The organism is Nostoc sp. DedQUE09, assembly GCF_034530915.1.
In the GTDB taxonomy this organism is placed as follows: Bacteria; Cyanobacteriota; Cyanobacteriia; order Cyanobacteriales; family Nostocaceae; genus Nostoc.
This window is the reverse complement of record NZ_JAVRCE010000001.1, coordinates 241,484-253,435: the sequence shown is the minus strand read 5'-3', so window position 1 is coordinate 253,435 and position 11,952 is coordinate 241,484. Positions and strand designations below refer to the sequence as shown.

At 39.8% G+C, this 11,952-nt stretch carries 14 protein-coding genes; 12 read left to right on the top strand and 2 right to left on the bottom strand.

Annotated features, from left to right (window positions below; genetic code table 11):
- Positions 1-48 precede the first annotated feature (48 nt).
- The 9 genes from RMY27_RS01065 to RMY27_RS01025 all read left to right on the top strand — a co-directional run bounded on the left by RMY27_RS01065 (position 49) and on the right by RMY27_RS01025 (position 8,750).
- Positions 49-264, top strand: coding sequence for a type II toxin-antitoxin system HicB family antitoxin (locus RMY27_RS01065; protein WP_322659670.1), 216 nt, complete (start codon positions 49-51; stop codon positions 262-264).
- Positions 261-482: a type II toxin-antitoxin system HicA family toxin gene (locus RMY27_RS01060; RefSeq protein ID WP_322659668.1), complete on the top strand. Its 222-nt coding sequence runs from the start codon at positions 261-263 to the stop codon at positions 480-482. The genes RMY27_RS01065 and RMY27_RS01060 overlap by 4 nt, the downstream gene beginning before the upstream one ends.
- A gap of 401 nt (positions 483-883) precedes the next feature.
- On the top strand, positions 884-2,041 hold the full coding sequence (locus tag RMY27_RS01055; protein ID WP_322659666.1) for a sulfate ABC transporter substrate-binding protein: 1,158 nt from the start codon (positions 884-886) through the stop codon (positions 2,039-2,041).
- 88 nt (positions 2,042-2,129) lie between these two features.
- Positions 2,130-3,131 (top strand): PstS family phosphate ABC transporter substrate-binding protein, encoded by a 1,002-nt coding sequence (locus tag RMY27_RS01050; RefSeq protein ID WP_322659664.1) that lies wholly within the window; start codon positions 2,130-2,132, stop codon positions 3,129-3,131.
- A 49-nt stretch (positions 3,132-3,180) separates the two neighbouring features.
- Positions 3,181-4,122 carry a phosphate ABC transporter permease subunit PstC gene (gene pstC, locus RMY27_RS01045; RefSeq protein WP_322659662.1) on the top strand — a complete coding sequence of 314 codons (942 nt, stop codon included), beginning with the start codon at positions 3,181-3,183 and terminating at the stop codon, positions 4,120-4,122.
- 9 nt (positions 4,123-4,131) lie between these two features.
- A complete protein-coding gene (pstA, locus tag RMY27_RS01040; RefSeq protein WP_322659660.1) occupies positions 4,132-5,031 on the top strand; it encodes a phosphate ABC transporter permease PstA in 900 nt (299 codons plus the stop codon).
- 51 nt (positions 5,032-5,082) lie between these two features.
- Entirely contained in the window at positions 5,083-5,910 is an 828-nt protein-coding gene (pstB, locus tag RMY27_RS01035) for a phosphate ABC transporter ATP-binding protein PstB (protein WP_322659657.1), read from the top strand.
- A 220-nt stretch (positions 5,911-6,130) separates the two neighbouring features.
- Positions 6,131-6,556, top strand: a complete 426-nt coding sequence (locus RMY27_RS01030) for a hypothetical protein (protein ID WP_322659655.1) — start codon at positions 6,131-6,133, stop codon at positions 6,554-6,556.
- An 82-nt stretch (positions 6,557-6,638) separates the two neighbouring features.
- Positions 6,639-8,750 carry a single-stranded-DNA-specific exonuclease RecJ gene (locus tag RMY27_RS01025; RefSeq protein ID WP_322659654.1) on the top strand — a complete coding sequence of 704 codons (2,112 nt, stop codon included), beginning with the start codon at positions 6,639-6,641 and terminating at the stop codon, positions 8,748-8,750.
- Positions 8,751-8,829: 79 nt separating this feature from the next.
- Here the strand turns inward: RMY27_RS01025 and psb30 are convergent, their stop codons facing one another.
- Positions 8,830-8,973, bottom strand: coding sequence for a photosystem II reaction center protein Ycf12/Psb30 (psb30, locus tag RMY27_RS01020; protein WP_069068686.1), 144 nt, complete (start codon positions 8,971-8,973; stop codon positions 8,830-8,832).
- A gap of 228 nt (positions 8,974-9,201) precedes the next feature.
- On the opposite strand from psb30, the gene RMY27_RS01015 reads away from it, so the two are divergent.
- The 3 genes from RMY27_RS01015 to RMY27_RS01005 all read left to right on the top strand — a co-directional run bounded on the left by RMY27_RS01015 (position 9,202) and on the right by RMY27_RS01005 (position 10,426).
- Positions 9,202-9,552 carry a YkgJ family cysteine cluster protein gene (locus tag RMY27_RS01015; protein ID WP_322659649.1) on the top strand — a complete coding sequence of 117 codons (351 nt, stop codon included), beginning with the start codon at positions 9,202-9,204 and terminating at the stop codon, positions 9,550-9,552.
- Positions 9,553-9,652: 100 nt separating this feature from the next.
- Entirely contained in the window at positions 9,653-10,084 is a 432-nt protein-coding gene (locus tag RMY27_RS01010; RefSeq protein WP_322659647.1) for a TMEM165/GDT1 family protein, read from the top strand.
- Between the two features lie 39 nt (positions 10,085-10,123).
- A complete protein-coding gene (locus RMY27_RS01005; protein WP_099100177.1) occupies positions 10,124-10,426 on the top strand; it encodes a TMEM165/GDT1 family protein in 303 nt (100 codons plus the stop codon).
- Between the two features lie 197 nt (positions 10,427-10,623).
- On the opposite strand, the gene RMY27_RS01000 is transcribed toward RMY27_RS01005, so the two are convergent.
- A complete protein-coding gene (locus tag RMY27_RS01000) occupies positions 10,624-11,550 on the bottom strand; it encodes a cobalamin-binding protein (RefSeq protein WP_322659644.1) in 927 nt (308 codons plus the stop codon).
- Positions 11,551-11,952 lie beyond the last annotated feature (402 nt).

The window sequence follows — 11,952 nt, the reverse complement described above, 5'->3', positions numbered from 1 at the left end:
AATAATGAGAGAATAATTAATATAGTATAAATTCAGAAAATAAGAGCGATGAAGCGAGAATTTAATGTAATTCTCGAACGAGATGCAGATAGCTACTTTGTTGCTTCTGTCCCAAATCTTCCTTGTTGTCATACGCAAGCCCAAACTTTAGATAAGTTAATGGAGCGTATTAAAGAAGCGATTGAACTTTGTTTAGAATTTGAGGAAGAACAGCAGGATTCACTGTACTTTGTTGGTATTCAACGAATCGCAGTTGAGATATGAGTCAATTCCCAAGCGTCACAGGACGTGAAGTTATTGCAGCCCTTAGCAAAGTCGGTTTTGAAGTGGCTATTCGTGGCAATCATTATATTATGATACATAGCGATGGGCGTAGTACAGTAGTTCCCCTACATTCAGATGAAACAATTGGTTGCGGTTTGCTAGCACAAATAATACGCGATTGCCAAATAACTCGTGAAGAATTTAGGGAATTATTGTAAGTATTGATGGCTTTGAGAGTTAGACATTTATATACAGATAATTGATAGTCTTAATGAAGGCGATCGCTAAATATGATACTCAAGATGCTATGGTGCGGCTACTTTATTTTAAAAACAGCTTTACTGGTTAAAGAAAATCGAGTTTCCACTACTGTTTTGTATTATTCATCACATATTTTTTAGCAAATATTATGTATGCAACCGGATTGTTTCGCTTTCCAGCAGAAAAACCCGTTTTTTGAAATGCCTTGGTAAATCAGATTTATTTGTTACTTTTGATCGTTACTTGTTCACTAAGTAAAAAAAAATTAATCCAGATGATAAATATTATTCTATATACCCTATAATTCTCATAATCACGGTATGTATGTAGAAATACCGTAGATTTAGGGGTGATTCTAATGAGCAAGTCGCAACAACCGACACAGTTAAGTAAATTTCTAAGTGAAGGGATACAGGCTTCTGTCATGAAAGCTTTGCAGAGTATACAACTCCGGTATCAACACGCAATTAAAAGTTGGTTGAATGGACGCAGTGTACAAAGCTTTGTGAGTCTGTTTTTAACAAGTATTTTTTTGAGTATAGCAGTTGCTTCCTGTTCTGGAAGCAGTTCAGCTAGCAAAAATGATGTTAAGCTAAAACTTGTATCTTTCTCTGTCACCAAAGCCGCTCATGACCAGATAATTCCCAAATTTGTCGAAAAGTGGAAGCAAGAACACAATCAAAACGTTACATTTGAGCAAAGTTATGGTGGTTCTGGCGCTCAAACTGCTGCTGTCATTAACGGTTCGCAAGAAGCAGACATAGTACATTTGGCACTTCCCCTAGATGTCAACAAAATTCAACAAGCAGGTTTGATTAAATCAGGTTGGGAAACCAAAGCACCGAGAAGTGGTATTGTTAGTAGATCGGTTGCTGCGATCGTAACTCGCGAAGGCAATCCGAAAGGCATTCAGAATTGGGCAGACTTGGCAAAAGATGGCGTAAAAGTGATTGCGGCTAACCCAAAAACTTCTGGTATTGCTATCTGGGAATTCTTGGCTTTCTGGGGTTCGGTGACTCTAACAGGTGGTGATGAAGCAACAGCGCTAGATTACGTCACCAAAGTTTATAAAAATACCCCAATTCTAACGAAAGATGCTCGTGAAGCTAGCAATTTATTCTTCCAAAAAGGTCAGGGAGATGTCTTAATCAACTATGAAAATGAGGTAATTTTGGCGGGTAAAAATGGGACAAAGTTGCCTTATATTGTACCCCAAGTCAATATTTCCATTGATAATCCTGTAGCGGTAGTTGATAAAAACGTCGATAAACACAGTACAAGAGAAGTTGCACAAGCATTTGTTGATTTTCTTTACTCCACAGAAGCTCAACAGGAATTCGCAAAATTACAATATCGTCCTGTTAACCCTACCGTTAGCCAAGAAGTAGCATCACAATATCCACCAATTAAAACTTTATTCACATCTCAAGATTTAGGTGGTTGGGATATTATCCAAAACAAGTTTTTTGGAAATGGAGCAATTTTTGACAAAGTTCAAGCTGCGAGCAAAGCATGATATCTGTTTTTTTCATGTTGCATTCTCTACAGTTTACAAATAGTCAAGTAGAAAGAATTATCAGTCACTTTATATCAATGGATAATTTATGAGCTTTCGTAGCCGATTTCAAAATAGCTTTTTCCTAATATCTTTAATGCTTAGTGCTAGCAGTATCACTGCATGTAACAGTGGACAAGAATTGAAAAGTCAGGTGAGTCTTGATGGTGCTGCTGTAGGGTTTCCTGTTTCATTAGCAGTTGCAGAAGAATACGGCAGAGGTAAGCCTGAGGCTAAGGTTAGTGTTGCCTCAAGTGGTACAGGTGGTGGTTTCAGTAAATTTTGTAATGGCGATATTGATATTGCTGGTGCTTCTCGTACTATTAGAGATGAAGAAATCAAAAAATGTAAAAGTAAGAATATTGAATTTGTCGAGTTGCCTATAGCTTTAGACGGCATCGCCGTGATTGCTAACCGTCAAAATAACTTCGCCAAATGTCTAACTATTAAGGAACTTGGCAAGATTTGGGGTGCTAAATCAGATGGTAAAATCTTGACTTGGAATCAAGTTAATCCCAAATTTCCCAACGAAAAGCTGAAGTTGTATGCTCCAGCTTCTGATACTGGAACATTTGATTATATGACTCAAGCTGTTACTGGTAAAGCCAAGAATGGTCGTACAGATTACACTCCGAGTCACAATCAAAACCTCCTAGTACAAGGTGTGTCAGGTGATGTATCAGCCTTGGGTTATGTCGGGATATCTTACTACATTCAAAACCAAGAAAAACTCAATTTAGTTGCTGTAGAAAGTCCTACAGGAAAATGTGAAAAACCAGTTCCTGTAGATAATGTCATCAAAAATATCTACACACCTTTGTCTCGTCCTCTGTTTATATATGTCAGTAAAAAATCCTTAGATACTAAGCCAGCAGTCAAAGAATTTGTAGATTTTTATCTAGAAAATTCTTGGAAGTGGGTAGATAGTGTTGGTTATGTGGCATTACCAGATGAAGCTTACGTCAAAGTCAAACAAAAATTTGCTACTGGTGAAACTGGGACAAAATTTAAAAAAGCAAAACCAGGTGAACCAATCACAAACTTTATTTAAATAAAATTTCAGTTATTGTAGTCTGAGTAGAGTCAAAAGTTAACTGTTTATGCAAAATATCAATTCTCAAAAAGATCCTTATCTATTATCTAGACAGTCACTGGATAAAAATCCCTCTGAAGATATATCTGAAAAGATTGTTGCAGTAATTTTATTTGCTTGTGCTTTAGTCTCAGTTCTGACTACCTTTGGTATTGTCGTAATTATCTTTCAGGAGACATTCGGTTTTTTCCAAGAAGTTTCCTTTGCTGAATTCTTTCTTGATACTAAATGGACACCTCTATTTGCAGATAGACATTTTGGCGTTTGGCCGTTAATTAATGGCACTTTTTTAACAACAGCTATTGCAATGGCAGTTGCTATTCCTTTGGGGTTATCTTCTGCTATTTATTTAAGTGAGTATGCTCAACCAAAAGTGGCAGCAGTTTTACGTCCAGCAGTGGAGCTTTTAGCGGGAATACCTACAGTAGTATATGGTTACTTTGCGCTGTTATTCGTCACACCATTACTACGGTATATTATTCCTCTGGAAATATTCAATGCCTTGAGTGCAGGATTAATGATGGGGGTAATGATTACTCCTACTGTTGGCTCCATCAGTTTAGATGCTATTCGAGCAGTTCCAGGCTCTTTGCGAGAAGGATCTTATGCTATAGGTATTACTAAACTAGAAACCATTTTTAAAGTAGTTTTACCAGCCGCACTTTCTGGAATCATCGCCTCAATTATATTGGGTATTTCTCGCGCTGTGGGTGAAACAATGACTGTCCTCATCGCCGCCGGATTACAGCCAAAGCTGACTGTTAATTTTGCGGAATCAATAGAAACAATGACAGCTTATATGGCACAAATTTCTGGTGGAGATAGTCCGCGTGGTAGTCTCAATTTCAAGACATTATATGCTGTAGGTGCTGTTTTGTTTTTAATTACCCTAGCTTTGAATATTGTTAGTTACTGGATTGCAAATCGCTTTAAAGAAAAATACGATTAATTAATAAGTATGGCTACAAGTTATAAACCAAATAATCCTCTAGATTCTACACCAGAATTTACCGATAATGTTGAAAGTAGGGAGACATTAGGAAAAGTATTTGAAGTAATTTTTTTATTAGGATTACTAATTGGTTTATTTATCCTAGCATTGCTACTTTTTGATATTTTTAAAGACGGATTAGGCAGATTTTTAACACCTGGTTTTCTTACAGAAACTCCTTCTCGTTTTCCTGACCAAGGTGGTATCCGTCCTGCAATTATCAGCAGTGTTCTTTTGGGAACTATTGTGATTTTGGTTACTGTTCCTATTGGTGTGGGAGCAGCTTTATATCTAGAAGAGTATGCACCGAAAGCTTGGTGGACAGCGATTATTGAGATTAATATCAGTAATCTGGCGGGTGTACCTTCTATTGTCTACGGATTACTGGGTTTAGGAGTTTTCAATTATTTGCTTGGGTTTGGCCCCGCTTTGATTTCTGGTGCATTGACTTTATCTTTGTTGTCTTTGCCAGTAATTATTGTGACAGCTAGAGAAGCAATTCGCGCCGTTCCAGATTCCTTGAGAAATGCTTCCTATGGCTTAGGTGTCACCAAATGGCGAACTATCAGCAGTCACGTTTTACCTTATGCTATTCCCGGTATTTTGACAGGGGTGATTATTTCTGTATCCCGTGCAATCGGTGATGCAGCATCTCTAATTGTTGTCGGTGCTGTGGGTTTTCTTACCTTTAACCCTGGTTTGTTCCAGAGATTTATGGCATTACCCATTCAAATTTACAGTTACATTACTCGTCCTGAACCGGGTTTTGCTGATGCAGCCGCAGCGACAATTATTGCGTTGTTACTCTTGATTTTAGTTTTAAATGGTGTAGCAATTTATATCCGACAACGCTTTTCAATACATTAGATAATTAAATATCTAATTGGATACTTTCACAGATATTAGGAAATACGCAAAATGAATTATAGCAATAGTAGAAGTAAATCAGATACTGCCACAATCGACCAAGATAATGGTGTGTTCAATGTTGAAGGTGTGAAGGTCTATTATGGAGGATTTCTGGCACTTTTAGATGTCTATCTAAAGATTCCTGAAAAACAAATTATTGCTTTTATTGGCCCTTCAGGATGTGGTAAAAGTACCTTATTGCGTTGCTTCAATCGCATGAATGATTTAATCCCTGGAGCTAAGGTTGAGGGTAGACTGAATTATCGCGATCGCAACATTTACGATCCTAAGATCAATTCTGTAAAATTGCGCCGCCAAGTGGGAATGGTTTTTCAAAGACCAAATCCTTTCCCCAAGTCAATATACGAAAATATTTCCTTTGGGCCGCGGGCTAACGGTTACAAAGGTAATATTGATGAATTGGTGGAAGATTCCCTCAGACGCGCTGCTATCTGGGATGAAGTTAAAGACAAACTCAAAGAGAAGGGTACTGCATTATCTGGCGGACAACAACAACGACTTTGTATTGCTCGTGCGATCGCAATGAAGCCAGATGTATTATTGATGGATGAACCATGTTCTGCTCTCGACCCAATTTCTAGCCGCCAAGTAGAAGAACTGTGCTTGGAACTCAAGCAGCAATACACCATCATCATGGTGACTCACAATATGCAGCAAGCTTCTAGAGTCGCAGATTTCACGGCTTTCTTCAATACAGAAATTGACGAGCAAGGCAAACGTCGCGGCAAATTAGTTGAGTTTAATCCTACCGCGCAAATGTTCAGTTCTCCTCAAACCAAAGAAGCTGAGGATTATATCAGTGGACGCTTCGGTTAGGGAATTCCAGTTAAAAAACATCTTATCGTAGGGGTGCAAGGTCTTGCACCCCTACAACTATACAAATAATTTTATTGCGATCGCCAAAACGGAGTCGCGTAGATGCTATCAAATTTTTGCTGACCTAAAACACATCAAAGTTTTAATTCTGGAAAATATGCTGAGGCTTAATAGTACTAAATTAAAGTAATATTTGTATTTAGTATTTATACTGTGTATTATGTTTAAGCCTCTGTCATTTGCTTTAGTTGTAGCTACGATTATAGTAGCATCAATCAATAATCCTACTGCTACTTTAGCTCGAACTTGTGCCTCTAAGTGTGGGTCGCACCCAATTCAGTTTACACCTGGGCAACACATCCGAGTTGAAGTTGTAAATAACACACCTAACCTGATTAAAATCCAAAAACCCTCTGGGACTGATGCAATATCCCTAAGTCCAGGGCAGAAATTAAGTTTAGAAGAAATAGAGGGTACAGAACCAAATACATCTTTGATATTTTGGAGCGAAAAGGGTTTATCACTACAAGCAATTGTCTCTAAACTTAACTTTGGCACATTGCGGCTAGAACTCCGTCCGACTTGGCGCTCTCCGGGCGATCGCTCGTTATATATTATGGATGATGGTAGAATCAACGTGTTTTAGATAGCAAATAATGTTATGAGTTATGAGTTAAGAAACAACTCTCAATTCAACACTCATAACTAAAAACTCCTAACTTTATACTGTGCTAGACCGACCTGTATCTGAACTTTCAAAGCCTCGCAAGCGCTTACCCGATCAGCGCTGGCAAATTTACCCGCAAAAACCAGAATTAGCCCAAAATTTGGCAGCTTTGACAAATATTTCACCGATTATCAGCCAGTTGTTGATTAATCGGGGCATGGAAACACCAGAACAGGTACAAGCATTTTTAAATCCAGAGTCTTTAGTTTTGCCTTCGCCGTTAGAAGATTTCCCCAATTTGGCAATTAGTTTGGAGTTGTTGCAAAATGCGATCGCTTCTCAAACAAAAATTGCTATTTGTGGTGATTATGATGCTGATGGTATGACCAGCACTGCTCTACTTTTGCGTAGTCTCCGCACTTTAGGCGCACAAGTAGATTATGCTATTCCCAGTCGGATGCACGAAGGTTACGGTATCAATAAACGTATAGTTGAAGAATTCCACAGCGAAGGTGTGGGATTAATTCTCACTGTAGATAATGGGATCTCTGCGTTTGAACCAGTCGCTAGAGCTAGAGAACTTGGTCTTGCAGTTATTATCACCGATCACCACGACATTCCCCAAAAATTACCACCAGCTAATGCTATCCTCAACCCCAAACTAATAGCTGAATCTTCACCTTATCGGGGTGTTGCTGGTGTTGGTGTTGCTTACATTTTGGCAGTTTCTCTTGCACAACAGCTAGGGGAAACTAAGGGTTTGATTAAGCCGATGCTAGCACTGTTTACGCTGGGAACGATCGCAGATTTAGCCCCCTTAACTGGTGTAAATCGCCGTTGGGTGAAACGTGGTTTACAGCATTTACCCAAATCCAACTTAGCTGGGGTACAGGCGTTGATTCAGGTAGGCGGCGTGCAAGCCAGGGGAGATGAGGGAGCAAGGGGAGCAGGGGAGCAGGGGAGCAGAGGAGCAGAGAAGAAAATTGCCAATCCAAAATCTTTAAAGCCGGAAGATATTGGGTTTCGCTTGGGGCCGCGAATTAATGCTATTGGCCGGATTGGTAATCCCCAGACTGTGATTGAATTGCTGACTACAGATGATATGGGGGTGGCGCTGGAAAGAGCAATGCAATGCGAACAAGTCAACGCCTCTCGCCAAGAGATGTGTCAACAAATTGAACAAGAAGCGATCGCTTATGTAGAAACAGAATTCGTTGCATCTCTACAGCAAGATCGTGTATTAATTGTTGTTCAACCCAATTGGCATCATGGCGTTATTGGCATTGTCGCCTCCCGCTTGGTAGAACGCTACGGCGTTCCCGTGTTCATCGGTACTTATGAGGATGAGGGACATATACGCGGTTCTGCACGCTCAATTCCAGAGTTCCATGTATTTGAAGCTTTGGAATATTGTCACGATTTACTAGGCAAATTTGGCGGACACAGAGCAGCCGGGGGATTCTCTTTACCAGCAGAGAATTTAAAGATGTTGCGATCGCGTTTAATTGATTTTGCTAACCAGTGCCTTGAACCACAACATCTCAAGCCTCTGCTCAAAATTGATGCTGAAGTCAACCTCAATCACATTAATCAGCAGCTTTATCAACAGCTTAATGCTCTCCACCCTTGCGGTATGGACAACCCCGATCCAGTTTTTTGGACACCTAATGTTCAAGTAGTTGAGCAAAAAATTGTCGGGAAAGGTCACATTAAACTGACAATTGCCCAAACTATTGATAATCAGGAGTATAGAATTAAAGCGATCGCTTGGCGTTGGGGCGACTACTTCCGCTTACCATCGCGTGTGGATGTCGCTTACAAACTGCGAGAAAATTACTTTAACGGTAACACCAGCATCGAATTAGAGTTAATAGGTGTCAGATTGCCAATTCAGATTCAACAATTTTTTACTTCGCCACCTATACAGTCAAGCACCACCTTTGAGTGTAATCAGCGACAATATACTTGTGGTTTCTATAAAAATGGTATTAAAGCAGAATTAAGAATTAGAAATTCTGAAGGCAAAGTCTTAGCCATACAGCCAGGACATATAATCGGTTTACTGGGCACTAATCGTCAAAATGCCAAAGAAGTTGATATCTCTCAGCCACAGTATGACAGTATTATCCAAGCTGCCCTTCAGGCGTTATCAGTACTGAGTGCTGAGTTATGAGTTATGAGTTATGAATTCTTAAATTAACTTCTCACTCCTAACTCTTAACTGTTAACTCCTTAGTCAGCACTCAGCACTCTTATAGGTTGCCGTTGCGAAATGCCAGCACAAAGATTACCGCTGGGCCAGCAATCACGATGAGCGCCACGGACAACAATTGGAAAATAACTTCCCAATTGATACTGGTAAAAGCATTAAACAAGTCAGACACAGCGTCAAACATTTTTCCTTTTCTCCTCCCAATAGTCTTAAAAAATTCAATAACTTAAATTAGAAAACCCGAAATCGATCATATATGGCTATGGACTGTTAAATTTAATTTACTTAACAAAATTATAAGAAAAGATATAAAAACGTAAAATAGGGGGATTGGGCATTGGGCATGGCTCAAGAATCAATAGTTCTTTCCCCTGCCTCCTCTGCTCCCCCGTTCCGCACTCCCTAATCCAAAATGTCAACTTGGCAATGTGTAAAGCAATGTGGAGCCTGCTGTAATCTCGATCCAGCAGAGCGTCCAGACTTGGAAGAGTATCTCTCACCACCAGAACTAGAACTCTACCTCAGCATGGTAGGCGAAGGGGGATGGTGCGTTAATTTCGACCATAGCACGCGAGAATGTCGCATCTACCCCAATCGTCCGCGCTTCTGCCGTGTAGAATCAGAAGTGTTTCAAGATATGTATGGGGTTGAACCAGAAGAAGTCAACGATTTTGCTATTGACTGCTGTCGCCAGCAAATAGAAGGAGTTTATGGCGATCGCAGTTTAGAAATACTACGCTTCGACCAAGCTGTTGGCCTTTGACATCCAACCCTCCTTTTTTTGTGTGAGATTGCAATTTATGACAAAAATATGAGAAAATGATAGAAATATGAAAACACCCTAGCAACCAAAACTACTGCTTGTGAAACTTGATTCTGCACCTTTGGAGATTTCTGCCATATCTCACACTGAGATCGAGCTAGAACTGGAAGACAGCAATAATTTTAACTTAACTCCTGCGATCGCTTTGTCAGTTCAGCCTGTAATTGCCGATAGTCCTCAAAAGCAGCAATCAGCGCTAGTAGTTTTTGGTACGACTTTTGTAACCATTTTTCTAGCAGAAATTGGAGATAAGACTCAGCTATCCACTCTGTTAATGAGCGCACAATCTCATTCGCCGTGGGTAGTATTTATCGGATCTGCGGCGGCGCTAATAACCACCAGCTTATTAGGTGTGCTTTTAGGTAGTTGGATAGCCAGCCGACTCAGCCCAAAAACCGTAGAAAAATCAGCCGGCGTGATGCTGTTGGTAATTTCCCTAATGCTATTTTGGGATGTATTTACTAGTCATTAGTCATTAATCATTAATTTCTCTCACTCACCCATAAATAATATGGATTGGCATCTTTTAGGACTGAGCTTTATTACGGTTTTTTTATCAGAATTGGGTGACAAAAGTCAGCTAGCGGCGATCGCACTTTCAGGACGTTCTAATTCTCCACGTGCAGTATTTTTCGGTGCAGCAGGCGCATTGCTGTTGACAAGTCTGTTGGGATCGTTAGCAGGGGGTGCAGTAGCCGAATTACTACCTACACGTGTGTTAAAAGCGATCGCGGCTGTAGGATTTGCCATTCTTGCTGCACGCCTGCTGTTATTTAACAATGAACCATCAGCAGATTCTGAACAAACACCTTAGAGAAGAATTCAGAATCCAGAATCCAGGAATCAGAATTATCCTTCGGTCAGGTATTGGAACCCGGCAAAGTTTTTAACCAGTATCACTTAGTAATTCGACCCTTTAACCAGGTCAGTAACCATCGGACTCGAATTAATACTGAATCCTCACCGGAGGCGGAGCGTCTCCGACTCCGCTCCTGAGTTTTGAATTCTTATTTACAAAAGTTCCCAAGCAGTTCCTTTGTAGCCGTATTGAAAAATTTCTGGATGCAAAATTTCTGCCAAAATTTCTAAAGAATCTACCAGTCGCGGTCCTGGACGATTGAAGTAAGAATTACCATCAGTAATGTAAACTCTACCAACTGCGGTAGCGTGTAGTTTTTCCCACTCTGGACGTTGAGTTAATAAATTGGCTTCTTTGCGAGTACGATTTAAATCAAAGCCACAAGGCATAAAAACAATTACATCGGGATTAGTTGTTAATAGTGTTTCCCACGGCAAGATCGGAGAAGGCTGACCTGTAGCGCAAAATAGAGACTGTCCTCCTGCTAAGTTAACTAATTCAGGAATCCAATTAGCGGCGACCATCAAAGGATCAGTCCACTCGATACAGGCGACAGTAAGCAGTTCATCTAAAGAAAGTCCTTGGATTTTTTGCTGACAAATTTTGACGCGAGCTTCTAAATTTTCTAAGACTTTTACCGAGTCTACACCAAAAATATTGCCGACTCGCTCAATGTCAGCCCAAACATCCGAAAGAATATTGGGTTGTAAAGAAATAATCTGAGGTTTACTGTCAATCAGTGTAGCAACTGCATTTTCAACATCGTGTAAGCTCACAGCACAAACATCGCACTGGTCTTGAGTGAGAATATGGGTAGGCTGCAATTGCTCTAAAACATCTGTTTTGATTTCATAAATACTAAGAGCAGATTGCAATAAATTGTTCACTTCGTCGTGAATTTGGCTGCTGGAGGCATCACTGTTTAAACGTGCTTGGGTACAAATGGGGCGATTGAGGATTTCTGGAGGGTAATCACATTCGTGCGATCGCCCCACAATAGCATCAACCAATCCTAGTGTCGCTAAAATCTCTGTTCCACCGGGAATCAGGGAAACAATTCTTACATCGCTATTTGTCATCGCTCCACCTCCGCAAAAGCTTGCCGTTACCTTAAGTTTGGCAGAATTTGAGCCATTAGGTATCTTTCTCTAGGAGAATCAAGGGTATTTTGCTAGTCAGTACTTAGCAAGAAATTGTACTGGGGATTGGGTATTGGGAAAAATCTTTAGCAATCCCCAGTTTCAAATTAAAAATACTATACTACTTATACTACTTGATAGTAGAATTACTTAATAGTGAAATTCCTTCAAATGTTAATTATCCCCTGGCAAAAATTAATAGTATAAAGTAACAGAAGTAATAAGCAAAATCTAGCTTATAACTAATTAGCCATAATTATAAAATTTGATTAGAAAAATTATACTTTCCGGTTATGAAAAACCCTATCAAGTAATTGTAGTTATACAAAGACAGTTTTACTT